This window comes from Sinorhizobium fredii USDA 205 (assembly GCF_001461695.1).
Classification (GTDB): domain Bacteria; phylum Pseudomonadota; class Alphaproteobacteria; order Rhizobiales; family Rhizobiaceae; genus Sinorhizobium; species Sinorhizobium fredii.
In genome coordinates this window covers 1-24859 of sequence record NZ_AUTC01000134.1, presented here as the reverse complement: position 1 = coordinate 24859, position 24859 = coordinate 1, and the positions used below count along the sequence as shown (strand labels likewise).

Genomic DNA, 24859 nt, shown 5'->3' with positions numbered 1-24859 from the left:
ATCGTCGCCATCAACAAGGACGAGGAGGCGCCGATCTTCCAGGTCGCTGACTACGGCCTCGTCGCCGATCTGTTCGACGTCCTGCCGGAGCTCGAGAAGGCGCTTTGAGCGCGCGGACCCGGGCACGAAAAAGGCTGGCAAATCTGCCGGCTTGGCATTAACAATCGTACCGGGCCGACCCATCGGCCCGGTTTTTTTCATCCTCGGCGGCGCCGCTGCCGGGATTTTTAGAATGGATGTTCGCTTCGATGATCAAGACGATCGGAATTATTGGCGCGGGGCAAATGGGCTGCGGCATCGCCCATGTTTCAGCCGCTGCCGGTTACAAGGTGCAGCTCTACGATATTGCTGCAGATCGCATCGAGGCAGGACTGGCGACCATCAATGGAAACCTCGCCCGGCAGGTTTCCTCCGGCAAGATGAGCGACGACGACCGCAAGAAGGCGCTGGCGCTGATGAAGGGGTCGACGGACATCAATGACCTTTCGCAGGCGGATCTCGTCATCGAGGCGGTCACCGAAGACGAAACCGTCAAGCGCAAGATCTACGGCCAGGTTTGTCCGGTCATGAAGCCGGACGCGCTTCTCGCGACCAACACCTCGTCGCTGTCGATCACCCGGCTCGCCTCGGCAACCGACCGCCCCGAGCGTTTCATGGGCATCCACTTCATGAACCCGGTGCCGGTGATGAAGCTGGTGGAACTGGTGCGCGGCATCGCCACCGACGAAGAGACCTTCCGGACGGCCAAGGAATTCGTCGCCCATCTCGACAAGACCGTCACCGTCGCCGAGGACTTCCCCGCCTTCATCGTCAACCGCATCCTGCTGCCGATGATCAACGAGGCGATCTATACGCTCTACGAGGGCGTGGGCACGGTCGATGCCATCGACACGGCGATGAAGCTCGGGGCCAACCATCCGATGGGCCCGCTGCAGCTCGCCGACTTCATCGGGCTCGACACTTGCCTGTCGATCATGCAGGTGCTGCATGACGGCCTGGCCGATTCCAAATACCGTCCCTGCCCGCTGCTGGTGAAATATGTCGAAGCCGGCTGGCTCGGCCGCAAGTCCGGCCGCGGCTTCTACGATTACCGCGGCGACGTTCCGGTCCCGACGCGCTGAGGGGCGACGCGCCCCCTCAACTTCCCGCAGCCGGCGCAAGGGCCGCCTCGATCAGTCGCTTCGCGTCATCGCTATCCCAGGCGGCCGGCCCGTTCATCGAGCCGATCAGGCAGCCCTTCTCGTCGATGAGCAAAGTGGCGGGCAATCCGAAGGCAAGACCCTCTTTCTTCATCGCGTTGAAGACGCCCATCGAGGCGTCGCGATAATAACGCAGGTGATGGACGGCGATCTCGTCGAGGAACGCCTTCGGCTTTTCGTCGTCGCCCGTATCGATATTGATGGCGACGACCTCGAAACGATCGCCGCCGAGCGCCTCCTGCAGCGCGTTGAGCGCCGGCATCTCCTCCCGGCAGGGCAGGCACCAGGTCGCCCAGAGATTGACGAGCAACGTCTTGCCGGCAAGGGAGGCAAGGGTTAGCGGCTTTCCGTCCGGGCCGACGAAGTCGAGCCAGCCGATCGGGCGCGGATTGGCGGCCGGCGTCATGGCGGCCACCTGGCCACGCATCAGCGACGTCAACGCCGCAACCTTTTCGCCGGCGAGCGGGCAGCTCGCATCGGCCGTCGGCGCCGCGCCGCCATTGCCAGACCCGGTCTCCTTCACGTATACCGCAGCCGCACCGGCGATCACGCCAAAGACGGCGGCGAGCGCGAACAGTTTCACGGCCGGAGGGCGTTTCTTCTGGTCTTGCATTTCATTCTCCAAAGGCGGGCATCCCGATGGCTGACGGCAGTTCCGAAACGAAATCCTCCAACCAGATGTGGGGCGGACGCTTCGCCTCGGGCCCGGATGCGATCATGGAGGAGATAAATGCCTCGATCGGCTTCGACAAGAAGCTCTATGCCCAGGATATCCGCGGCTCAATAGCGCATGCCACCATGCTGGCCCATCAGGGCATCATTTCCGTCGAAGACAAAGACAAGATCGTTCACGGCCTCGACACGATCCTGTCAGAGATCGAAAGCGGCGTCTTCGAGTTCTCGCGCCGCCTCGAAGACATCCATATGAACGTCGAGGCGCGGTTGGCGGCGCTGATCGGCCCTGCCGCCGGGCGCCTGCACACGGCACGCTCCCGCAACGACCAGGTCGCACTCGATTTCCGTCTCTGGGTGAAGGAAGAACTGCAGAGGACCGAAAGGGCGCTGACGGCGCTGATCGGCGCCTTTCTCGACCGGGCGGAGGAGCATGCCGATACGGTGATGCCGGGCTTCACGCATCTGCAGACGGCCCAGCCGGTCACCTTCGGCCATCACTGCATGGCCTATGTCGAAATGTTCGGCCGCGATCGTTCGCGCGTCCGGCACGCGATCGAGCACATGGACGAATGCCCGATCGGCGCCGCGGCGCTTGCCGGCACCGGCTTCCCGATCGACCGGCACATGACGGCCAAGGCGCTCGGCTTCCGCGAGCCGACCCGCAACTCGATCGATACGGTCTCCGACCGCGACTTCGCGCTCGAATTTCTGTCGATCGCGTCGATCGCCGCCACGCACCTGTCGCGCCTGGCCGAAGAGATCGTCATCTGGTCGACGCCGCAATTCGGCTTCATCCGCCTGTCGGATGCCTTCTCGACCGGTTCTTCGATCATGCCGCAGAAAAAGAATCCCGACGCGGCCGAGCTCGTGCGCGCCAAGACCGGCCGCATCAACGGCTCGCTGATTGCGCTCCTGACGGTCATGAAGGGCCTGCCGCTCGCCTATTCGAAGGACATGCAGGAAGACAAGGAACAGGTCTTCGACGCGGCCGAGAGCCTCGAATTGGCGATTGCCGCGATGACCGGCATGGTGCGCGACATGACCGTGCGCGCCGACAGGATGAAGGCCGCCGCCGGTTCCGGCTACTCGACCGCCACGGACCTTGCCGACTGGCTGGTGCGCGAGGCGGGCCTCCCCTTCCGCGACGCCCATCACGTCACCGGCCGCGCCGTGGCACTCGCCGAGCAGAAAGGCTGCGACCTTGCCGATCTCTCGCTTGCCGACCTGCAGGCGATCAATCCCGCCATCACCGACAAGGTCTTCGACGTGCTGACCGTCGAAGCCTCCGTGGCGAGCCGCACAAGCTTCGGCGGCACCGCGCCGGCCGAGGTGCTGAAGCAGATCGCCTGGTGGCGGGCACGCAACTAGTGCATGACGCCCAAAAGTGCGCAGCGGTTTTGGGGCAACGACATGCACAAAAACAAAAAACCTGAAGAGCGTCGCATGTATACGATTGAATGCGACGCGCTTTAGCCGCCAAGAAACAGGGTGCACAAGCTGCTGAAAAACCGATAAGAGTTCGCACCAGAGCGAGAAATGCGAGGCGCTCGCCCCGCTGCCGCTTGGACCTATCGGCTTCAGCTTCGGCGAGGGAAATGACGATGACATTGACGAAGGCGGCCCGCCTTGCGCTGCTGCTGGCGATTCCGGGGTTGGTTCTCAGCGGTTGCGGTCGCAAGGGCGATCTGGACCGGCCGGGCTCCACGACCTCGATCAACACGAAAGCGCCCGCCGGGACCGCCGAACCGAAGGAGACGGTCGAGGACCGCCCCTTCCTGCTTGATCCCCTCCTCTAAGCGAGCGACACCGTGAACCATTTCGACTATCGCGACGGAATTCTCTACGCCGAAGACGTCCCGGTGACGGATATCGCCCGTGCCGTCGGCACGCCGTTCTATTGCTATTCGACCGCGACGCTCGAGCGCCACTACCGGGTATTCGCGCAAGCCTTCGCCGACGTCGATGCGATGGTCTGCTATGCGATGAAGGCCAATTCCAACCAGGCCGTGCTGAAGACGCTCGGCCGCCTCGGCGCCGGCATCGACGTGGTCTCCGAAGGGGAGCTCCGCAGGGCGCTCGCCGCCGGCATTCCGGCGGACCGGATCATGTTCTCAGGTGTCGGCAAGACGCCACGCGAGATGGACCTGGGCCTTGAGGCCGGCATCTACTGCTTCAACGTCGAATCGGAGCCGGAGCTGGAAATCCTCAACCAGCGGGCCGTGCGCGCCGGCAAGCAGGCGCATGTCTCCTTCCGCATCAATCCGGACGTCGACGCCCGCACGCATGCGAAGATCTCGACCGGCAAGAAGGAAAACAAGTTCGGCATTTCCTGGGAGCGGGCGCGCGCCGTCTATGCGCATGCCGCAACGCTCCCGGGCATCAAGGTGACCGGCATCGACATGCATATCGGCAGCCAGATCACCGAACTGCAGCCCTTCGACGACGCCTTCAAGCTGCTGCGCGAATTGGTCGATACGCTGCGCTCCGATGGCCACGTCATCGACCACGTCGATATCGGCGGCGGCCTCGGCATTCCCTATCGGGAAGACAACAATCCACCGCCTCTCCCGGACGCCTACGCAGATATCGTCAAGAACCAGCTCAAGGGCCTCGACTGCAAGATCGTCACCGAACCGGGCCGGCTGATCGTCGGCAATGCGGGCATTCTCGTCACCGAAGTGATCTATGTGAAGGATGGCGGTGAGAAGACCTTCGTCATCGTCGATGGGGCGATGAACGATCTGATCCGCCCGACGCTCTACGAGGCCTATCACGAGATCAGGCCGGTGAAGATCTCCGCCGCCAATGCGCCGCGCATCAAGGCCGATGTGGTAGGGCCTGTCTGCGAGACGGGCGACTATCTGGCGCTCGACCGGGAAATGGCGATGCCCAAGCCCGGCGATCTTTTCGCGATCGGCTCGGCAGGCGCCTATGGCGCGGTCCAGGCCGGCACCTATAACAGCCGACTTTTGGTGCCCGAGGTCCTCGTCAAGGGCGATCGTTTCCACGTGATCCGCCCGCGCAAGGATTACGAGGCCCTGATCGGCCTCGACTCGGTGCCGGATTGGCTTGACTGAATTCGACCCGCTGCGTCCGAACGGCGCCTGCCTGGCGATCACGTTTTGTTTTGCTTGTCGCCCTCGCCTTCGCCACAAAGGATGTTATCCTGACCTTTGACCGCCGGGACGGTCAAAGGAATGGAAAGGGAATATGGGCGGATGACGCTTTTCCGGCAGGATGAAACGCCACGACCGAGGTCATTCGTCAGGATGCTGGCGACGAAGCGGTTCCTGGCGCGCCTGATCCTGCTGGCCGAGCAGCTCCTTCCCCGCGCCCTCGCACCCGCCTCGCTCGTCCTCCTTTTTCTCTCGGCCGGCTGGCTCGGCTTTTTCCGTGCGGCACCATTCTGGCTGCACGTCGTGGTTCTGCTCGCCTTCGTCGCCGGGCTCTTCCTGACGCTCCTGCCTCTTACCCGCGTTCGTTGGCCGGACATCGCCGAAGCCGACCGGATGCTTGAGGCCCGCAACCAGCTGCCGCACCAGGCGATCCGCGTGCAGGACGATGCGCCGGCAACGGAGGGAGCCGTCGGCGCGGCGCTCTGGCGTGAACATCAGGCGCGCATGGCGCGTCTCGTTCACGGCCTCGGCACCGGCCTGCCGCGCCCCGACGTGGCGCGACACGACCCCCTCGCGCTCAGGGCTGTACCGATACTGCTCGCCTGCGTCGCCTTCGCCTATTCCTATTCGAATCGCGCCGGCCTGATGTCGGATGCGTTTCGACTGCCCGAGCGCCAGGTAGCCGCTCCGGACATCCGCATCGACGCCTGGGTGACCCCGCCGGCCTATACCGGTCGCGCACCGATTTTCCTGACCGGCCGGGAGGATATGGCGGCCACCGACAGGCAGGCTGCGATCACCATACCGCAATTCAGCGATGTCACAGTTCGCATAACGGGCGCCGGCCAGGAGACGCAGGTCAGCTACGCCGACGCGGGCAATGCGCAGCCGACGATCATCGCGGCCACGGCCGGCAAGCCGTCGTCGCAGCAGCCCGCGGCGGCGCAAGCGGCCGGAACGCCCCCGAACGGCGCCCGGAACCATCTCTTCAAGATTACCCGGGACGGCACGCTTTCCGTCGCCGGACAGCGCTGGAACTTCGAGATCATTCCCGACAGCGTGCCAGACATCGCCTTCGATGGGGCGCCCCGTCCGACGGCGAATGCGTCGCTTGAGGTTGGCTTCCTCGCCCATGACGACTACGGCATTTCCCAGGCCTGGGCGGAGATAAAACCTCTGGACGAACCGGCTGCAAACACCAGGCCGCTCTATCCGCCGCCGGAATATCGCCTCGATCTGCCGCGCCGCAATCCCCGCGAGGCCAAGGGAACGACCAGCCGGAATTTGAGCGAGCATCCGCTCGCCGGGAAGCGCGTAGAGATCACCCTCGTCGCCCGCGACGCCGCTGGCCAGGAAGGCCGAAGCGTCCCGGAGGAAATGGTGTTGCCGGCGCGGCGGTTCTTCGAACCGCTTGCCGGCGCGGTCGCCGAACAGCGGCAGGTCTTCGCGCTCGACGCCAACCAGCTGCCCCGCGCCATCGATCTCAACGATGCTTTGACGCTCTACCCCGAGGAGACGATCCCCAACCTCACGCATTTCCTGTTGATCCAGTCGGCCCGGACGCGCATGAAGCTCGCCCGCAACGACGACATGCTGCGCGACGCGGCCGACCATCTCTGGGAGATCGCGCTCGGCATCGAGGATGGCGACCTGTCGCTCGCCGAGCGCCGGCTGCGCGATGCCCAGCAGGCCCTGTCCGATGCGCTCGAACGCAACGCCTCGGATGAGGAGATCGCCAGGCTGATGCAGGAACTGCGCCAGGCAATGCAGGAATATATGCGCGCGCTCGCCGAGCAGGCAGCCAAAAATCCGGCGATGGCGGCCAATCCGGACATGAACAATGTGCTGCGCCAGCAGGATCTGGAAAAGATGATGGACCAGATCGAAAACCTGGCGCGCTCCGGGGCGCGCGATCAGGCCCGCCAGCTCTTGTCCGAACTGCAGCGGATGATGAACAATCTGCAAGCCGGCCGCATGCAACAAGGCGGCGAGCAGAACAGTGCGATGCGCCAGCAGATGGACAAGCTCGGCCAGCTGATGCAGCAGCAACAGCAGCTGATGGATGAAACATTCAAGCTCGACCAGGCACTGCGCGACCGGATGCAGCGCGGCGACCCGCTCCAAGGCGAGGACAATGAGCTGTTCGGCCAGGATATGCCCCAGGATCCCGGACAGCAGGGCGACCCGAACGGACAGCCCAACCCGCTCGACGAGATGACCGCCGAGCAATTGAAAGAGGCCTTGAAACAGCTCAGGCAGCAGCAGGAGGCCCTCGGCAAGCAGCTGGGCGAACTGCAAAAGGGCCTCGAGGATCTGGGCATAAAGCCCGGCAAGGGCTTCGGCCAGGCGCAGCGCGAAATGGGCGACGCCGCCGGCGCCCTGGGCGAGGGTCAGGGCGAACGAGCCGTCGGCAGCCAGGGCCGGGCGCTGCAGGCGCTGCGCGAAGGCGCGCAGGACATGATGAATCAGATGCAGGCCCAGGGACAGGGGCCGGGTCCCGGTCAGGGCGTCCCGCAATACGGCCAGAACGGGCGCGACCCGCTTGGGCGGCGTCAGCAGAACGCCGGACCGGACTTCGGCAACCAGGTGAAGGTGCCGGACGAAATCGACACGCAGCGCGCACGGCAGATCCTCGACGCAATCCGCCGCAAGCTCGGCGACAACCTGTCGCCGGAGGTCGAGCGGCAATATCTCGAGCGCCTGCTCGATATGCGTTAGAACTATTCTAGGGCAAGTGTGTAGCGGCTTTCCGTCCGGAAAGCGTCAGATCATTTCACCGTTTCAACGAAACGGTGAAATGATCTGGGTGTTGTCGAAGCTAGGACTCAGGAACCGTCAGGCGGCCAAGGCGTGCGCCACCGCCTTGCGGATGTCAGGCAGGGAAAACGGCTTGGAGATCACATCCACGACCTTGCCGGAGATATCGTCGGCGCGCTCGCGCTGCTCGGCATAGCCCGTCATCAGCAAGATCTTCAGCTGCGGAAAGGCGGCCGATGCCTGATGCACAAGCTCGATGCCGTCCATAACCGGCATGCGGATATCGGATAACAGCAGGTCAAAGCGCTGGTCCCTGAGCCGGGCGAGCCCGTCGGCTCCATCCCCTGCCTCGACCGTTTCGTGTCCATCGAGCTGCAACGCCCGCGCCACAAATGAGCGCAAGGCATCCTCATCCTCGGTAATCAGGATTTTCGCCATCATGGCCTCCCGTGTTCGCTCTCACAGAGCGTCGGCGTCGTTCGCAAGAAGACGCTCTACGTCGTTGAACATCTGTATCCCACGCCGCTCACGGCCGTGACACCGTTCCAACCAAACAGCTTTGTGTTTGCTTTCGGTAAACGCGATCGCTTCGATTTTCAGGATTTTGCGCCGCCAGGTGGAAATCTCAAAAAAACTCGCCCATGGAGGGCGAAGAGCCATTGATATCGCCTAAATCGCGCAACGGAGGATCGCGATCCGGCGTAACGCTATTCCGCGTCACCGGTGACAACGCCAACGAACGGGAGTTCGCGAAAGGCATAGGCGACATCCATGCCGTAACCGACCACGAAGTGGTCGGGGCATTCGAAGCCGACATAGTCCGCCTCCAGATCGACACGGCGCTTGACGCGCTTGTCGAGCAGCACGGCGATCGTGACATTGCGTGCGCCGCGCTCGTAGAGCAGTTCCTTGGCAAAGCGCAGGGTCCGGCCGGATTCGAGAATGTCGTCGATCAACAGCACGTCGCGATCATGCACGTCGCTGTCAATATCCTTGGTGATCTTCACGCCCTTGGATTCGGTTCCCGTGCCGTAGCTCGAGAGCGTGATGAACTCGACCTCGGGCGCCAACCCCGCTCCATGCATGGCACGGATCAGATCGGCCGCAAAGATGAAGGAGCCCTTGAGGATCGAGATGACGAGGAGGTCCTTGTGCGGCCCGCGCATGATCTCGTCCGCCATTTCCCGATTGCGGGTGGCGATCACCTCGGGGCTGTAAAGGACCTCGATATTCTTGCCGCGTACGACGGGCATGACGGCTCTCCATTTTCCCACAGCGCCGTGCGTCTTTCGAGACGCACAAAAGGTCGCTGTAGCACTTTGGTTTGCTGCATGTTTTCGTCCTTGGATCGGCCACGATCAAGGATGCATGCAGTCGGAAGAACGTCTGCCCTCCCTTCAAGGGCCGATTAGCACAATCAGCGAGGCGAAACACTGTTTTCCGCAAAGGAGACGGTGACGGCGGGCATTTTTCCACCCGCATAGGGGAGTCGAGTGACGAAGCGGCGGCTTTCGCCCGGTGCAATGGCAGCGCCTTCGGGCATCAGGCGTGTCGCCGTCACGGCCCGTCCGTTGTGCATGACTTCGACGACCACGGGCGGCAGACGCTGTTCGAGGTCCGATCGGTTGTCGATGGCCCCGTAGACGGAAAGCACGCGCATGCCGCCGGCATAGTCGAGCGAGGTCGTGACCCCCTCGATGGCGAGCGGATGGGCGTCCGCATCACCATGACCCCCGAGCCCTGCCATCAGCAGGAAGGCCGCCAAACCGAGGCCGGCTGCGAGGCCTGAGAAGCGCCGCGCCGGCATCGCGCGCAGTCTCGTCTCCGCAATCGCCAGCAACCGAGCCGCGGCTCCGCTTCGGACGGTCGTTGTCGGACGCGGCACCGACCGCGCGGCCGGGCGCCGGTTGTCGTTGAAGACCGGATAGGGGCCGCGCCGCGGACTAGGAGCCACGGTCTCGAATTCGACGTCGACATAATCGAAGTTCCTGGCAACGGGGGCGTCCGAGCGCGGCACGCGTTCCGGCGGAATGAGGTCGATAGCGGCTTTCTTCGTGCGAAATGCCTGCATGGGGCTCTCCCATCGGAGTGCCGCGCCCCTACAGCGCAATGCGTCCTTCAGACGCAAGGGATCGCTGTAGCACCCTCGGTGCTGCATGTCTTATCCTTGAATCGGCTCCGATTTAAGGAAACATGCAGTGGGCACGCCAAACTCGCTGCGGCAACACCCCTGTAAGAAACAGGGCATTGCATCAAATCCTGACGAAACGTAAACCGAAATGGTTAAAGTTTCGGAAAGAGCCGCGAAAGCGGCACCTTTCCATGGGACATTAACAGTCGCTTAACCATGGTTCCGCACTCGGTTTTGCCTTGGCAGGCGCGCTGTCCTACTGCATGGTCCTTCAATCGGCACCGCAGTTCAAAGCGATGCAGCGCGCTTCGTGCGTCTGGCAAGACGACACGGCGCTGGATGTGCGAACGACCGGTTGAGGCGATTGCTGAGGGTCGTGACGAGAGATTGGGCTGTCCCGTTGATTCATTTTGAGAATGTCGGATTGCGCTATGGCATGGGGCCGGAAATTCTCCGGGACCTGACGTTCGACATACCGCGCCGGTCCTTTCAGTTCCTGACCGGGCCTTCGGGGGCCGGCAAGACGACGCTGCTGCGGCTGCTGTTTCTTTCGCTGAAGCCGACGCGCGGGCTCATTCGCATGTTCGACCGCAACATCTCGTCCATTCCGCGCGAGGAATTCCCGATGCTGCGCCGCCGCGTCGGCATCGTCTTCCAGGACTTCCGTCTTCTCGACCATCTGACGACCTACGAGAATGTCGCCCTGCCGCTGAGGGTGCGCGGCAGGGAGGAGACGAGCTATCGCTCGGACGTGCTTGAGCTTCTCAAGTGGGTCGGTCTCGGCGAGCGCATCAACGTGCTTCCACCGGTGCTTTCCGGCGGCGAAAAGCAGCGCGCCGCGATCGCCCGGGCGTTGATCGACCGCCCGGAAATCCTTCTCGCCGACGAACCGACCGGCAATGTCGATCCGCCGATGGCGCGGCGGCTGTTGAACCTTTTCCTCGAACTGAACAGGCTCGGCACCGCGGTGGTGATCGCCACGCACGACCTGTCGCTGATGGATCAGGTCGAGGCCCGACGCATGATCCTTTCACAGGGGCGGCTTGACATCTATGAATGAGCAGCGACCCCAGCGCGAACCCGATCCGCCGGAACAGCAACGCCGCGCCGAGATGCGGGTACGGCCGACCGGGCCTATCGTACCCTCGGCCAATGTCTCCGGCCATGCCCTGATGTGTGTCATTGCCATCATGTCGTTCCTTGCCTGCCTGACGCTCGGCGGCGTCAGCATGGTGCGGGCGACGGCGCAAAGCTGGCAGTCGCAGATCTCTCGCGAGATCACCATCCAGATCAAGCCGGACGAGAACCTGGACATGGAGAAAGCGCTCGCCGACGCGCGCGATCTGGCCTTGACCTTCTCCGGCACCACCGGCGGTAACATCATCGACCGCGCCGCAACTGCGCGGCTGCTCGAACCCTGGCTCGGCGGCGGCCTCGACCTCGACGAACTGCCGGTGCCGCGGCTCATCGTCATAACGATCGACGAAAACAATCCGCCGGATTTTGCCGCCATGCGCAAGGCGCTGACGGAGACGATCCCGGAGGCCTTCCTCGACGATCACCGCACCTGGGTCGACCGGCTGGTTGCCATGGCAAACACAACGACGATGATCGGGACCGGCGTGCTGACGCTCGTCTTTTCGGCGATGGTGCTGACCGTCGTCTTCGCCACGCGCGGCGCGCTGTCCGGCAATCGCCACATCGTCGAGGTGCTGCACTTCGTCGGGGCCGAAGCGAGCTTCGTGGCGTCCGAATTCCAGAAGCACTTCCTCAGAATCAGCCTCAAGGGCGCCGGCGCCGGCGGTCTCCTCGCGGCATTCTCCTTCGCCATCGCCAGCTTCTGGCAATCTCGGACGCTCGCAACCCCCGAGACAGACCAGGCGACCGCCCTCTTCGGCACTTTCGCCATCGGCTACACCGGCTATCTGGGCATCTTCGCGATCATCATCGTCATCGCCCTGTTGACGACGCTGACGGCGCGGCTGACCGTCACGCGGACGATCTACGAAATCGACCTGATCCGGTCTGACCCGGGTCGGACGGATACCTATCAGGGCTAGCGGCCGTTCATGGATCAAGCCGTGAATCTTCCCCCAACCGATCTATCCCCTGCCGCAATCGGCGGCTATGTGAGAGAATCATGATGGGTGAGGAGCTTCGCGAGAGCGGAATGACCGAGAGGGGCAAATGGCGAGACAGGGCCGCGCGCCGCCGCCGGTCACGCAGTTTGCTGCGGAAAATTCTACGACGCGGCTTTTTCGTGCTGCTCACCCTTCTCGCCATCTTCGTCGCCGGCTTCCTGTATTTCGCCGACACGGTGGCCTCGCTGCAGCCGCCGGCCGCGCCCAAGGCGGATGCGATCGTCGTATTGACCGGCGGCTTCCAGCGGATAGAGCAGGCGGTCGAGCTTCTGAAGGCCGGAGCCGGCAACCGGCTTCTCATCTCCGGAGTCAATCCGGCGACGACGGGCAGCCAGATACGCCGCAATACGCAAAGCTCGGCCGACCTCTTCAAATGCTGCGTCGATATCGGCCATGAAGCGGTCGACACGATCGGCAATGCAACCGAGGCCGGGCAATGGATTCACGATCGCGGCTACAGGAGCGTCCTCGTCGTCACCAACAACTACCATATGCCGCGCAGCCTTCTCGAATTGCGCCGGGTCCGCCCGGACACGGAATTCATCGCCTATCCGGTCGTCAATTCGGATTTGAAGACATCCAACTGGCTGCGCAATCCGCTCTTCATCAAGGCCATTCTGCTCGAATACGCCAAATATTCCATCGCGTTCTTGCGGGACCTCGCGAACACGCACTTGGCAAACGATTCGAGAACCGACGCCTCGCCCGCGATCCGCGCGAAAGAGTAGCGGGCCGGATTCTGCAAGAACTGTTTTCCTCGGTGCGAGTTTCGTGTAGGCAGCGAACGGCCAGCCGTCCCGCGGTCGGCATCGCATTCCCATCGAGAGCCTGCTGATGATCATCCTGCGTTCGATCCTCTTCAACCTGGTCTTCTACACCAATCTGATCGCCCAGATGATCGTGCTGACCCCGATCTATTTTATCGTGCCGCGCAAGAAAGCATGGTTCGTGCCGAAGAACTGGGTGCGCAGCAACCACTGGCTCATGGAGAAGATCGTCGGAACCACCTTCGAGATCGAAGGTCTCGAGAACATCCCCAAGGGGGCCTACATATTCGCGCCGAAGCACCAGTCCTTCTGGGATGCCTATGCGCTTCTGCCCTGGCTCGACGATCCGTTCTACATCCTGAAGCGCGAGCTGACCTGGATTCCGCTTTTCGGCTGGTACATCATCAAGCAGCGCATGGTGCCGGTGAACCGCGCCGCGCGCGGCAAGGCGATGACGCAGGTCATGGAGCGCACCAAACGGGAAATGGCGAGCGGCCGTCAGCTGATCATCTATCCGGAAGGCACGCGGCGTCCGCCCGGCGCACCGCCGGAATATAAGTTCGGCATTGCGCGGCTCTACCGCGATCTGCAGGTGCCGGTCGTCCCGGTCGCCATGCATCCGGGCCTGTTCTGGCCACGCCGCAAGTTCCTGCGCTTCCCGGGCCATTTCAAGGTGCGTGTCCTGCCGCCGATCGAAGCCGGCATGGATCCGGACGCCTTTTTGGCAAAACTCGTGGAGGTCACTGAGGCCGCAAGCGATGAGCTCCTCGTCGAGACCGTCAGGGCCAATCCGCATCTGCCCTTGCCGCCGACAGCGGAACAACGGCTGCGCGAGCTGGGAGCATAGTCCCAGTCTAGGATTTCCCCCGACCTAGTGCCCGCGCTGCGCCGCCGGCGGTGAGGTGAGCGGCGACTTCCTCGAGCCAGTGATCGCGGATGCCCATCTCCCTGAGATGGGCAAGCGTGTTGAGCACGTATTCCCTGTTGTTCCCCGACTTGCCCACGGCGGTTGCGACCGTTGCGGCCGCTTGGTCTGCACTGAGCGCACCGGCATATTGCACGTGCTTGCGATCGGTCACATAAGCAAGCGCCAGAACGCGGCGACCGTCGGAGAGCTGCACCGGCATAGTCCGCTCCTTGTAGACATGCGTGACCAGTTCGCGCTCGCGCAGATAGTCGACCACCTCCGCCCTTTCGCCGGGGGCGACGCGAAATGCCATGCCGATGCAGGAGCCGCCATAGTCCAGTCCGAGCACGAGGCCGGGACGTCGCTCGGTGCCGCGATGCACCCAGGAGTGGACGCACAGGGAGCGGCGATAGCCGAAGGCCCGCGCCGTCAGCTTCTCCTCGAAGCGAAAGCCGGGATTCCACATCAACGACCCGTAGCCAAAGACCCAAAATTCGTCCATATCCGCTGCCATTCAACCGATGTTGCCGCAATTGCCGAATCACCAATGGGTATGAGCAGCGGCCGACGGGAACTTTCTAAAGCGGGATAGGCAAGACTGTGAAGCGGTTTTCCGCCTCAATGCCGTTCCAACGCGTAGAGACCTGCGGCGCGGCGCCTTAAAGCGGAAGCGACCTGCCGCGGTCGAAGTCGAGTTTGCACAGAAGGCCGATTCCGGCCGAGTAAGTTGGAGTACGCGATACCATGACGGTCACCGAGGTCGCAAAGGGACGTACCGCCAGCCGGAAATTTCTCTGGCTGGCAACTGGCATCATCCTTGTCGCCGGCTTCTATTCGGGCGCCTGGTTCGTCGCTGCCGACCAGATCGAGAAACGGCTGCCGGCCTATCTGGCGGAAAAGCAGGCGAGCGGCCTTGGCGGCGAATGCACCGACCTGGAGGTCCGCGGTTTTCCGTTCAGGATCGGCCTCTTCTGCGACAAGATACGCCTCGACGACACCCGCCACGGTGCCTCCGCATCCTTCGGAGCCTTGAGGACGGCTGCACAGGTCTACCAGCCGGGCCGCGCTATTGTCGAACTCGACGGCCCTGCTGAAATCCGCGTCTCTCCTGGCGTATCGGTGTCCGCCGACTGGACGCTCCTGCATGCCAGTCTCGCCGCGACGCTTTCCGGTGTCGACCGCACGTCCATTGCCTATGACAATCTGACCGGCACCGTCCGTTCGCCGCTCCTGGGCAAGGGCGTGGGTTTCGGCGCGAGTCACGGAGAAATCCACCTGAGACAGAATGGCGACGACCTCGACGCGGCGCTCAGCGTGGACAAGCTCGATCTGCGGCCCGAGGAAGGCCCGAGCCCCGCCCCGCCAGCCAACATTGCCGCCGACCTTACGATCACCGGCAAGGCCGAATGGCTGCGCGGCGCCACGATTTCCCCGCACATGCTGCGCGGTGCCAAAGGCGAATTGCGCCAGTTGACGCTGGATGCTGGGAGCGGCATGAACGCCAAGCTCTCGGGACCCTTCTCGGTCAACGAGCAAGGGCTTGTTTCGGGCGAATTCTCCCTGACCCTGGTGAACATCGACGCATGGCGCGAGAACCTGGTGAAGGCCGTTCCCGAGGAGACGGACCTCATCAACAACATCGCCAACGTGTTGGCGGCGCTCGCTGCCGGCAAGGACGAGGCGACCGTCAAGCTCAACGTGCGTGACGGCACCGCCTTCCTGGCCTTCGTCCCGATCGGCGTCCTGCCCGCGCTTTAGTCTAACCAGCCGGCAGCTGCTATTTCTGATCCATCGCATGTCGGCCGAAGTCCGGCATCGCCGTATCCTGACCGGCCTGGACGATCGACCGTCGGATCGCCCGCGTGCGGGTGAAGAGATCGAACAGCTTGTCCCCGTCGCCCCAGCGGATCGCCCGCTGCAGCGAGGCAAGATCCTCCGAGAAACGCGCCAGCATTTCGAGGATCGCATCCTTGTTGTGCAGGCAGACGTCGCGCCACATGGTCGGGTCCGAGGCGGCAAGACGGGTGAAATCGCGGAAGCCGGAGGCCGAATATTTGATCACTTCGGACTCGGTCACGGTTGCGAGGTCGTCCGCGGTGCCTACGATATTGTAGGCAATGATGTGCGGAAGATGCGAGACGATCGCCAGCACCATGTCGTGATGCTCCGGATCCATCTCGTCGACCATCGAGCCGAGCGCTTCCCAGAAAAGTCTGAGCTTGGCGACTGCTTCCTCGTCCGTACCCGGCGGCGGCGTCAGAATGCACCAGCGACCGCGGAAAAGGCCGGCGAAGCCGGCATCCGGACCGGAGTGCTCGGTGCCGGCGATCGGGTGGCCCGGCACGAAATGCACTGTCTCCGGCAGATGCGGAGCCATCTGCGCGATCACCGAACCCTTCGTCGAGCCGACATCGGTGACGATCGCACCAGGCTTCAGATGTGCGGCGATTTCAGCGGCGACGGCGCCCGAAGCTCCAACAGGCACGGAGACGATGACGAGATCGGCATCCTTCACCGCCTCGGCCGCCGAGAGTGTATAGCGATGCCCGAGGCCGAGTTCACCGGCGCGCTTCAGGGTCGCTTCGCTGCGTGTCGAGACGACGATCGTTCCGGCGAGTTGCTTGTCGAGAATATCCCGCGCGATCGACGAGCCTATCAGGCCGATGCCGATGAGGGCGATCGTTTCGAATTGCTGAGCCATCATTTCCGTCCCATGAATTCGGTTAGCGCCGCGATGACGCCTTCATTCGCCTCTTCCGTGCCGATCGTCATGCGAAGCGCATTGGGAAAGCCATAAGCGTTGACCGCGCGCAAGATAAAGCCGCGCGCCGTCAGGAATGCATCCGCTTCCTCGGCCGACGTGGCACCGGTCTCCGGGAAATGAATGAGCACGAAATTGGTCACCGACGGCGTGATGCGAAGACCGATCGCCGTCAGGGCGTCGCTCACCCTTGCGAGCCAGGCGAGATTGTGATCGACCGCCGCGGCGACGAAGGCCTGGTCGCGGATCGCCACCGCGCCGGCCGCAATCGCCGGCGCATTGAGGTTGAAGGGGCCGCGCACGCGGTCCACGGCCTCGACGACCTCGCGCGGCGCATACATCCAGCCGATCCGCAGGCCGGCGAGGCCATAGATCTTCGAGAAGGTGCGCGTCATTACGACGTTGCGGTTGGCCGAAACCAGCTCGATTCCCGCCTCGTAATCGTTGCGCCGGACATACTCGGCGTAGGCCGCATCCAGCACCAGCATGACGCCGGCCGGCAACCCGGCATGGAGGCGGCGAACCTCGTCGACGGGGATATAGGTCCCCGTCGGGTTGGCCGGATTGGCGATGAAGACGATCTTCGTCCGATCGGTAACGGCAGCGAGGATCGCGTCGACGTCGACGCGCGAATCCCTCTCCCCGACCGTCACCGCGGTGCCGCCCGCGGCCGTGATCTGGATCTTGTAGACGAGGAACCCGTGCGCGGTGACGATCCCTTCGTCGCCGGGGCCGAGATAGGTGTGGCAGAGGAGCCCGAGCAGCTCGTCCGAGCCGTTGCCGCAGAGGATATTGGCCGGATTGAGCCCGTGAACCGCTCCGATCGCGTCCTTGAGCGCATGGGCCTGCCCATCCGGATAGCGCTCGAGATTGAACGCGGCCTGCTGGAACGCCTCGATCGCGCGCGGACTGGCGCCGAGCGGCGTTTCGTTCGACGACAGCTTGTGGACCTTCGCGACGCCCGGGGCATGTTCCCTGCCGGGCACATAGGCGGCGATATCCAGGATGCCGGGACGCGGCTCAGGGCTCTTAAGGGCAAGGTTCATCGGCTCGGCTTTCGCGGGAGGAATGCGGTCCAGCCAATACCGGGGCAGAGGAAATTTGTCGAGGGCGACGTCGTGGCCGCTCTTACTGCATGTCTCCTTAGATCGACCTCGATTTAAGGACAAAGACATGCAGCACTTCAAAGTGCTACAGCGACCTTTGCGCGCCTGATAAGGCGCGCGGCGCTGTAGGAGCTTTCAATTCCGGCGATCGAACGCGGGTGCTCGGAACGCCATGCGGTGCCAGCACAGGAACGAAGACACGCCGCGAGGCACGCGCCGCCACGGGCAGGCCCTGATAGAGCCGTTTCTGTGCCTCGACGATGATCACCCCGGAAAAGACCGGCCACACCGAGCGACCGAAGCGCTCAAGCCAGTGGCGCAAGCGCAGGATCATCTTCCTTCTGGACGGCGGAAAGAACAGTGCCTCGGAGCTGGCGCCGGGCGTAAAGTTCGTCTCGCGCAAGAGTGCGGTCAACTGTCCCCGCGAATAGGGCCGACCCGAGCCGAAGGGCGTGTGCTCCATCCGCGCCCAAACGCCGCGCCGATTCGGCACCACGATGACCAGCCGCCCGCCCGGCGCAAGGACGCGCCAGATCTCCTTCATCGTCTCGCGCGGGCTCTCGGCAAATTCCAGTGCATGCACCATCAGCACCCGGTCGATCGAGGCGTCCGGCAGCGGCAGTTCCTCGTCGAAGACGAGCGCCGTGGAGGAGAGTTCGGCAACCGGCCAGTTCACCGCCCCCTGGCCGGCCGGCATGAAGGCAAAAGTCCGTTCGGTGTCGGCGCGGAAGCGCTCGAGATAGGGAACCGCGTAGCCGAGGCCGACCAGCCGCTCTTCCGGCATTCGTGCCCAGACGGAGGAGAGCGCCATGCTGACGGCTTGTTCCGCCATCCGGCCGAGCTCGGAATGATAGAATTGGCGGAGATCGACGATATCGGTGTGCATGCGCAACATGTTAGCCTTGAAGCGGTAGACTTCAAGGCGAGGCTCGCTACATTCGGCTAGACCAGCCGCATGCTTCAATGGGAGGACCAAGCCATGGCCGCGCTCGAACTTGACCTCTTTCTCTGCCGTACCGACAATTTCGGCGTGCTGATCCACGATCCGGAAAGCGGCGCGACGGTGTCGATCGACGCACCGGAGGAGCGACCGATCCTTGAAGCGCTGGAGCGGCGCGGCTGGCGGCTTACCCATATCCTGACGACCCATCACCACGGCGACCACGTGGCGGCGAATGTCAGCCTGAAGGAACGCTTCGGCGTCACCATCATCGGCCCGAAGGGCGAGGCGTCAAAGATTCCGGGGATCGATAAGCAGGTGGCGCATGGGGAACGCTTCGACTTCGCCGGCCATCCGGTCGAGGTGATTGAAACGCCAGGGCATACCGCGGGACACATCAGCTTCCATCTGCCCGAGGACAAGTTGCTCTTCGCCGCGGACACGCTGTTTGCGCTCGGCTGCGGGCGGCTGTTCGAAGGAACGGCCGAGACGATGTGGCACTCGCTGAACAAGCTGATGGCGCTTCCCGACGATACGTCTGTCTATTTCGGCCATGAATATACGCTCTCGAACGCCCATTTTGCCGTGACGATCGATCCGGATAACAGGGAACTCAGGGAACGCGCCGCCGAGATCGAGGAGACCCGTTCGGACGGCGGCTTCACCGCACCGACGACGATCGGCCTCGAGAAAAGAACGAACCCGTTCCTGCGCGCCGGCGATCCGAAAATCCGCGCTCATCTCGGCATGGAGAAGGCGAGCGATGCCGCCGTCTTCGCGGAGATCCGCAAGCGCAAGGACAATTTCTGATGAGCGCCGCGCGGGAAGTGACGGCGGCGACGATCATCGAGACGCTGGGGCTGGCAAGGCATCCGGAAGGCGGTTGGTACGCCGAGACTTTCCGCGATGCGAACGGCGGGCCGCGCGGCCATTCGACGGCAATCTACTACCTGCTCGAAAAGGGCGATCGATCGCATTGGCACCGCGTCCGCGACGCCGCCGAAGTCTGGCATTACTACGCCGGTGCGCCGCTCGAACTCAGCATCGCCGAACCGGGCAAGCCTGCGGCGCGCGTGCGACTCGGCCCGGACCTTCTCGGCGGCGAAAGGCCGCAGCATGTCGTCCCCGCCGGTTGGTGGCAATCGGCAGCCTCGCTCGGCGACTGGACCCTCGTCGGCTGCACGGTTGCGCCGGGATTCGATTTTTCCGCTTTCGAGATGGCAGCGCCTGATTGGGAGCCACCCGCGGACGGGGCCGAGTGAGGCCTGCCCAGCTCTTTGCCCCCCATCCGGCCTTGCCGGCCACCTTCTCCCCGCAAGCGGGGCGAGGGAGACGCGCGGCGCCAACCTAAGTCCCCTCTCCCCGCCTGCGGGGAGAGGGCTAGGGTGAGGGGCAGCGCCGCATTCCATCTTCGAGCTACTCGGCTAGTTGCGCAGCAGTTGTTCCCTTCCGAAGGATCATATCCTTCGCCGCAAGCACCGCGCCGCCGGTGACCAGCAGGCAGGCCGCGGCGATCCGCCAGGACGGCTCGGCAAAGCCGAACAGGATGAGGATCAATGTCGAAAGCACCGGCGCCGCATAGCTCGCGACGCCCAGGAGCTGGATGTCACCGTTCTTCACACCGTAGTCCCACGCATAGAAGGCCGCGCCGACCGGCAGGAGGCCGAGGCCGGCGACTGCGAGCCATTCCAATAGCGTCTGCGGCCAAACCGTGGTCTCGAGGCCGAGATGGCAGAGAAAGGAGAGAAGCGAGGTCGCCAGGCAAAAGCCGGTCACCACGTCGGTCGACACTGCCCCGAAGCGCCGCGTGATCAGCGAATAGCCGGACCAGGTGAAGGCGCAGAGGAAGGCTGCCCCGTAGCCGAGCGTATAGGCGTCGTCGAAGGCGATGCCGTTGCGCGCCACGATCAGGATGGTGCCGGAAAGCCCCGCAAGCGCGCCGGCGACATGGTACCAGCGAAGCCGCTCGCCAGGCAGCAGCGCCGAGCCGACGACGATCAGAAGCGGCCAGAGATAGGCGATCAGCCCCGCCTCCACGGCCGGGGCATTTCGAAGTGCCGTGAAATAGAGAAAATGATAGCCGAAAAGGCCGACAATACCGGTGATCCAGACCTTGGCCGGTTGCTTCAGAAGCGCGAAGCGCTCAGGCGTCCACGTCAACACGATGATGCCCGGCAGGCTGCCGATCAGGAAGCAGGTCGCCGAAAGCTGAAACGGCGGCACCTTGCCGGAGGCGGCAGTAAAAAGCGCCAGCAGAGACCACATCAGGATCGCCGAAAAACCGATCAGCGTTGCCTTGAACTTCATGCCACTTCCCCTCGCGCGGACCGCGCCGATGATTTTGCCCCGAAAAGCGCAAGGCGTGCCCTCTAATTTTTCACTGATCTACCGCACCGACATGATTCCCGAAAGACGAACCGGCCGGCCCGACTACCCGCCAAACCGGGTCGCGGACACGGTCACCGGACCGATCTTGGTCGGTATGCGGACATAGACCGGGGCATAGACATCGACCGAATCCGACTTCGCGAACCAGATTTCCATCGTTGCGAGGCGTCGCAGATATTCGACGTCCTCGCGACCCTTCCTGTATCCCGCCTTCGGGACGAATTGGACGCCGCAGACGATGACCTCGCCGTCGAAGCCCTTGGTCTTGAAGTTCCGCGTGCCCTTGGCCGACAGCTTGATATCGAGTCGCGATTCGCCGTCGAAGATCGGCAGCGTGTTGGGGCAGACGCGGCTCGTCGCCGGAATGATCAACCCGGAGAGCGGATCGAGGACGTTGCGCATGTCGCGGCTCGTCACCGGCACCCAGTTCTTCGGCAAGGGCGTGCGCTTCGGGACCATGCTGGCGCGAACGACATTGCCGTTGCGGAAGCTGACGCTGATCGCCCGAGACTTCTTGCCGCTGCGATAGGACATCGAATATTGGGTCGCTCGAAGGCGGTCGCGGCCGATTAGCCCGGAAACCCGCGTCTGGCCGGAGGTCGGGCTGATGATGTTCACCAGGCCGGCGGAATTCAGCGTCCCGGAAATCGTGTAGCGATTCTGCTCGACCTCGGTGTGGAACGAGGCCCGCGCCAGAGGCAGCCCGGCGAGCGCAATGCTGTAATCCGTTTGATGCTCGATTTCCGCAGCGAAGCAGGCTGTGGAAAACATGCCGGCGGCCAGGAGTGCCGGCACGCGAAACCCAGTGCGCAACATCATTCCCGAAAGCCCCATTCCTATTTTCTTGCATGGACCCGTGAAGCGGAACCAGATCGAGGACAAAACCATGCAGCAGCTCAAAGTGTAACAACGTCGTTTGTGCGTCTTGTCGTGGTCCGGCGCGGCCATGTCGCAATCCCCTGAAATGCAGGCGGTTTGCGGCATTTCTGCGCCCGGCGCATCATATTCGTACGGCAAGCAAAACCGATGCTTCGATTTCACCTTGCGCCCGAAAGGAGATAGCGCGGCGCGGCACGGCCGGAAAGATGAAGGGGGTCGCGGCGGCGCTTAAATTTTGCTAATTCTTGCAAAGGCGGCGGATTTTCCGGAAAGCGCAGGTTTGGCTTGACTGGCGGCCCATCACTGACTATAGAACCGCGACTTTCCAATAATGGCCAGTAGGAACGCGGCCTGGGCTCTGGGCCCGCTACCGCATTGTCCGGCGGCGAAAAGAAAATAGGTGTACCATGTCCCGTAGTTGCGAATTGACCGGCAAGGGCGTCCAGTCGGGTCACAATGTGAGCCACGCCAACAACAAGACGAAGCGCAAGTTCCTGCCGAACCTGTGCAATGTCACGCTGATCTCCGACGCGCTCGGCCAGCGTTTCCGCCTGCGCGTCTCGGCTGCGGCTCTGCGTTCGGTCGAACACCGCGGTGGCCTCGACGCCTTCCTGCTGAAGGCCGACGAGAACGAGCTGAGCATGCGCGCTCGCCTGCTGCGCCGCCAGATCGTCAAGAAGGCTGCCGCGGCCGCCTGATCGGCGCCAGCACCTTCTGAACACGGCTTGAAAGGCTTGCGGGTGCACCCGGCAAGCCTTTTTCGCGTGCTCAATCTTCATCGTCCGGATGCGTGCACCCGGTAATGTCCTCACACTGGTGGCATCACCCAGGATAAAAAAATGCTGATCAACCGAACCTTCTTCGTCTATGTCGCGCTGATGACCCTGGTGGTCGTGGCGTCGAATTTCCTCGTGCAGTATCCGCTGCCTGGCTCGATCGCCGGCATGCAGCTCGGCGATCTGCTGACCTGGGGCGCCTTCAGCTATCCCTTCGCCTTCCTCGTCACCGACCTCACCAACCGCCACTTCGGCCCGCGAATAGCGCGCCGCGTCGTCGTCGCCGGTTTCGTGGTCGCCGTCGTGCTTTCCTTCTTCGCTGCGACGCCGCGCATCGCGATCGCCTCGGGCTCCGCCTTCCTGCTCGGCCAGCTCCTCGACATTTCGGTGTTCAACCGGCTGCGGCGTCAGACCTGGTGGCGCGCGCCGCTCGCCGGCTCGCTGATCGGCTCCGGACTCGACACGGCGATGTTCTTCTCCTTCGCCTTCGCACCGTTCTTCGTCTTCCTCGGTCCGAACGACGGCTTCGCGCTGGAAGCCGCGCCGCTCCTCGGCCTGATCGCCACCGAAGCGCCGCGCTGGATTTCCTGGGCGCTCGGCGATCTGGCCGTGAAGATCCTGTGCGGCATCGTCCTGCTGTTGCCCTATGGCGCGCTGATGAGCGTCATCAAGCCGATGCCGGCAGCCAGCGCCACCGCGTGAAGGTTGAAGAGATGGGGCTGGTATGGCCCCGTCGCACTTCAGTTGGTGTAGTCGTCACTCAGTCGGAACTCGAGCATCAGGTTGCGCTCGAGGATCGAATGATTGTCGTCGGAAACGAGGATCACCCGGGTCTCGCCGTCGGGCCGGACAACCACATCGAGACCCTCCATGTTGTCGATCTGGTAGCTCATATCGGCCTCGAGCAGCACCTCGCCGTCGACCACCGCGCCCGGCCGGATTTCGGCGGCCGCGAGCCGGCGGATGCGCATGCCGAGCCCCGAGGCGAGGTTGAAGCGGCGCTCCAGGATGAGCAGATCTCCGTTCGGCAGGAATGCGCCATCGGTCACCGCATAGGGGTCTTCGCGCACCACCGAGAACGCGCCGCGCAGCGGTCCGTCGAGAATGCCGGCCAGCAGATTGTCGGACGTGTCGACGCTGCGCTCGGCGACGACCACTGCAGCGCCGGCGAGCGGCCCGCCCTTCGGCGCAACCGCGATCGTCTCCAGTCCGCCGTTGCTGCGCAGTTCCTCGACCGGAAAGGGCAGGCGCATCTGGCCAATGGGCCTCGAAGCGGCAAACCCAGGATCGGGATAGACATCGACGCGCGACGCCTGCTCGAAGCTGACGATCACCGCACCGTCGCGCAGCGCCAGCCCTTCGGAATCCACCTTCCACTTGTCGAGCTGCGCCCCGCCATTGCCGTCGGTCATCGCGGTTATGGCAAGATCGGTCAGCCCCTGAAGCCGACCCGCCTCATCGCGAATGACGGCGCCCTCGGCCCAATGTCCGGTATCCAGCACGGCGACGAAGGATTGGCCATCAGGCCGGAAGCGGATCGCCGAAACGGCTCCGAACAGCGCATTGGGCGAGGTCATTTCGATGCCGCCGAGGAATTCGAGCCGGCCGAAGGTCTTTACGTCGGAACCGACCTTGAACTCGGAGATCTGCCGGCTTCGGACCGGAGCGATCTCGCGCGGTGCCTCCGCCTCGACGGCCACGGCCGATGCCAAGAGGAAGAGAACGACAAGAGGACGGCGGAGCATTCGAGGCACAACTTTCCAGGGAAGCAAGTTTCCAGGGAGACAAGACGGGCGCTGTAGGAAAGCAGCCCCTTAGCAGATAATCGAGATACCGGCGAATTTACGGCCGGGCACAACCGGTCAGCCGGCCCGGCGCAGGCGTCCGACGCGGCCGTGCCGGTGCTCTTCCTCGAACAGGGCGGCAAGCTGCTCCGTCATCGCGCCCGCAAGTTCGTCCGCATCGACGATCGTCACGGCGCGGCGATAGTACCGCGTCACATCATGGCCGATGCCGATTGCCAGAAGCTCGACGGGCGAACGGGTCTCGATCTGCTCGATGACGGCGCGCAGGTGGCGCTCGAGGTAGTTCCCGGGATTCACGGAGAGCGTGGAATCGTCGACCGGTGCACCGTCCGAGATCATCATCAGGATGCGCCGCTGCTCCGACCGGCCGAGGAGGCGGTCATGCGCCCACATCAGCGCCTCGCCGTCGATATTCTCCTTGAGCAGCCCTTCGCGCATCATCAGGCCGAGATTGCGGCGCGCGCGCCGCCAGGGGGCGTCGGCCGACTTGTAGACGATGTGGCGCAGATCA

26 protein-coding genes and 1 pseudogene are annotated in these 24859 nt (G+C 63.6%); 15 read left to right on the top strand and 12 right to left on the bottom strand.

The window, feature by feature from the left end; translation table 11 throughout:
* A pseudogene (locus tag N181_RS33135) lies at positions 1–108 on the top strand (electron transfer flavoprotein subunit alpha/FixB family protein); the annotation flags it as partial.
* Between the two features lie 140 nt (positions 109–248).
* A complete protein-coding gene (locus N181_RS14590) occupies positions 249–1121 on the top strand; it encodes a 3-hydroxybutyryl-CoA dehydrogenase (RefSeq protein WP_037394722.1) in 873 nt (290 codons plus the stop codon).
* Between the two features lie 16 nt (positions 1122–1137).
* On the opposite strand, the gene tlpA is transcribed toward N181_RS14590, so the two are convergent.
* Entirely contained in the window at positions 1138–1812 is a 675-nt protein-coding gene (gene tlpA, locus N181_RS14585) for a thiol:disulfide interchange protein TlpA (protein WP_037394690.1), read from the bottom strand.
* Positions 1813–1838: 26 nt separating this feature from the next.
* On the opposite strand from tlpA, the gene argH reads away from it, so the two are divergent.
* The 4 genes from argH to N181_RS14565 all read left to right on the top strand — a co-directional run bounded on the left by argH (position 1839) and on the right by N181_RS14565 (position 7708).
* On the top strand, positions 1839–3242 hold the full coding sequence (gene argH / locus N181_RS14580; protein ID WP_014329540.1) for an argininosuccinate lyase: 1404 nt from the start codon (positions 1839–1841) through the stop codon (positions 3240–3242).
* A gap of 233 nt (positions 3243–3475) precedes the next feature.
* On the top strand, positions 3476–3670 hold the full coding sequence (gene lptM / locus N181_RS14575; RefSeq protein ID WP_014329542.1) for an LPS translocon maturation chaperone LptM: 195 nt from the start codon (positions 3476–3478) through the stop codon (positions 3668–3670).
* A 12-nt stretch (positions 3671–3682) separates the two neighbouring features.
* Positions 3683–4951 carry a diaminopimelate decarboxylase gene (lysA, locus tag N181_RS14570; RefSeq protein ID WP_014329543.1) on the top strand — a complete coding sequence of 423 codons (1269 nt, stop codon included), beginning with the start codon at positions 3683–3685 and terminating at the stop codon, positions 4949–4951.
* A gap of 141 nt (positions 4952–5092) precedes the next feature.
* Entirely contained in the window at positions 5093–7708 is a 2616-nt protein-coding gene (locus N181_RS14565; protein ID WP_037394683.1) for a TIGR02302 family protein, read from the top strand.
* 117 nt (positions 7709–7825) lie between these two features.
* On the opposite strand, the gene N181_RS14560 is transcribed toward N181_RS14565, so the two are convergent.
* The 3 genes from N181_RS14560 to N181_RS14545 all read right to left on the bottom strand — a co-directional run bounded on the left by N181_RS14560 (position 7826) and on the right by N181_RS14545 (position 9818).
* Positions 7826–8185 (bottom strand): response regulator, encoded by a 360-nt coding sequence (locus N181_RS14560; RefSeq protein ID WP_014329545.1) that lies wholly within the window; start codon positions 8183–8185, stop codon positions 7826–7828.
* A gap of 269 nt (positions 8186–8454) precedes the next feature.
* On the bottom strand, positions 8455–9000 hold the full coding sequence (hpt, locus tag N181_RS14550) for a hypoxanthine phosphoribosyltransferase (protein WP_014329546.1): 546 nt from the start codon (positions 8998–9000) through the stop codon (positions 8455–8457).
* A 164-nt stretch (positions 9001–9164) separates the two neighbouring features.
* On the bottom strand, positions 9165–9818 hold the full coding sequence (locus N181_RS14545; RefSeq protein ID WP_014329547.1) for a hypothetical protein: 654 nt from the start codon (positions 9816–9818) through the stop codon (positions 9165–9167).
* 496 nt (positions 9819–10314) lie between these two features.
* Between N181_RS14545 and ftsE the strand changes: the two genes are divergently transcribed.
* The 4 genes from ftsE (at position 10315) to N181_RS14525 (ending at position 13633) form a co-directional block, all read left to right on the top strand.
* Positions 10315–10938, top strand: coding sequence for a cell division ATP-binding protein FtsE (ftsE, locus tag N181_RS14540; protein ID WP_234818675.1), 624 nt, complete (start codon positions 10315–10317; stop codon positions 10936–10938).
* On the top strand, positions 10931–11938 hold the full coding sequence (locus tag N181_RS14535) for a cell division protein FtsX (RefSeq protein WP_037394672.1): 1008 nt from the start codon (positions 10931–10933) through the stop codon (positions 11936–11938). Before ftsE ends, N181_RS14535 begins: the two co-directional genes overlap by 8 nt.
* 110 nt (positions 11939–12048) lie before the next feature.
* Complete coding sequence (locus N181_RS14530) at positions 12049–12747, top strand: YdcF family protein (protein ID WP_037394719.1); 699 nt, start codon at positions 12049–12051, stop codon at positions 12745–12747.
* A 106-nt stretch (positions 12748–12853) separates the two neighbouring features.
* Complete coding sequence (locus N181_RS14525; protein WP_014329551.1) at positions 12854–13633, top strand: lysophospholipid acyltransferase family protein; 780 nt, start codon at positions 12854–12856, stop codon at positions 13631–13633.
* Between the two features lie 7 nt (positions 13634–13640).
* Here N181_RS14525 and N181_RS14520 read toward each other — a convergent pair whose 3' ends face one another.
* Positions 13641–14207, bottom strand: a complete 567-nt coding sequence (locus tag N181_RS14520; RefSeq protein ID WP_014329552.1) for a gamma-glutamylcyclotransferase — start codon at positions 14205–14207, stop codon at positions 13641–13643.
* A gap of 230 nt (positions 14208–14437) precedes the next feature.
* Between N181_RS14520 and N181_RS14515 the strand changes: the two genes are divergently transcribed.
* Positions 14438–15451, top strand: coding sequence for a DUF2125 domain-containing protein (locus tag N181_RS14515; RefSeq protein ID WP_014329553.1), 1014 nt, complete (start codon positions 14438–14440; stop codon positions 15449–15451).
* A 19-nt stretch (positions 15452–15470) separates the two neighbouring features.
* Here N181_RS14515 and N181_RS14510 read toward each other — a convergent pair whose 3' ends face one another.
* The 3 genes from N181_RS14510 to N181_RS14500 form a co-directional block, all read right to left on the bottom strand.
* Positions 15471–16397, bottom strand: a complete 927-nt coding sequence (locus N181_RS14510; protein ID WP_037394668.1) for a prephenate/arogenate dehydrogenase family protein — start codon at positions 16395–16397, stop codon at positions 15471–15473.
* Complete coding sequence (gene hisC / locus N181_RS14505) at positions 16394–17500, bottom strand: histidinol-phosphate transaminase (protein WP_037394665.1); 1107 nt, start codon at positions 17498–17500, stop codon at positions 16394–16396. Before hisC ends, N181_RS14510 begins: the two co-directional genes overlap by 4 nt.
* Before the next feature lie 145 nt (positions 17501–17645).
* Positions 17646–18455, bottom strand: coding sequence for a class I SAM-dependent methyltransferase (locus N181_RS14500; protein ID WP_037394662.1), 810 nt, complete (start codon positions 18453–18455; stop codon positions 17646–17648).
* Between the two features lie 84 nt (positions 18456–18539).
* Here N181_RS14500 and gloB point away from each other — a divergent pair, with 84 nt between their 5' ends.
* Positions 18540–19310 carry a hydroxyacylglutathione hydrolase gene (gloB, locus tag N181_RS14495; RefSeq protein WP_037394659.1) on the top strand — a complete coding sequence of 257 codons (771 nt, stop codon included), beginning with the start codon at positions 18540–18542 and terminating at the stop codon, positions 19308–19310.
* A complete protein-coding gene (locus tag N181_RS14490) occupies positions 19310–19762 on the top strand; it encodes a cupin domain-containing protein (protein ID WP_037394656.1) in 453 nt (150 codons plus the stop codon). The genes gloB and N181_RS14490 overlap by 1 nt, the downstream gene beginning before the upstream one ends.
* Positions 19763–19916: 154 nt before the next feature.
* On the opposite strand, the gene yddG is transcribed toward N181_RS14490, so the two are convergent.
* A complete protein-coding gene (gene yddG, locus N181_RS14485; RefSeq protein ID WP_037394653.1) occupies positions 19917–20807 on the bottom strand; it encodes an aromatic amino acid exporter YddG in 891 nt (296 codons plus the stop codon).
* Between the two features lie 123 nt (positions 20808–20930).
* Complete coding sequence (locus N181_RS14480) at positions 20931–21722, bottom strand: DUF3108 domain-containing protein (RefSeq protein WP_037394650.1); 792 nt, start codon at positions 21720–21722, stop codon at positions 20931–20933.
* Positions 21723–22174: 452 nt separating this feature from the next.
* On the opposite strand from N181_RS14480, the gene rpmB reads away from it, so the two are divergent.
* Positions 22175–22465, top strand: a complete 291-nt coding sequence (gene rpmB, locus N181_RS14475) for a 50S ribosomal protein L28 (RefSeq protein WP_014329560.1) — start codon at positions 22175–22177, stop codon at positions 22463–22465.
* A 141-nt stretch (positions 22466–22606) separates the two neighbouring features.
* A complete protein-coding gene (locus N181_RS14470; protein ID WP_037394647.1) occupies positions 22607–23245 on the top strand; it encodes a VUT family protein in 639 nt (212 codons plus the stop codon).
* A gap of 38 nt (positions 23246–23283) precedes the next feature.
* Here the strand turns inward: N181_RS14470 and N181_RS14465 are convergent, their stop codons facing one another.
* Positions 23284–24288, bottom strand: a complete 1005-nt coding sequence (locus tag N181_RS14465; RefSeq protein WP_037394645.1) for an esterase-like activity of phytase family protein — start codon at positions 24286–24288, stop codon at positions 23284–23286.
* 117 nt (positions 24289–24405) lie between these two features.
* A partial coding sequence (locus N181_RS14460; RefSeq protein ID WP_425353309.1) for a cobaltochelatase CobT-related protein occupies positions 24406–24859 on the bottom strand: 454 nt, incomplete at its 5' end.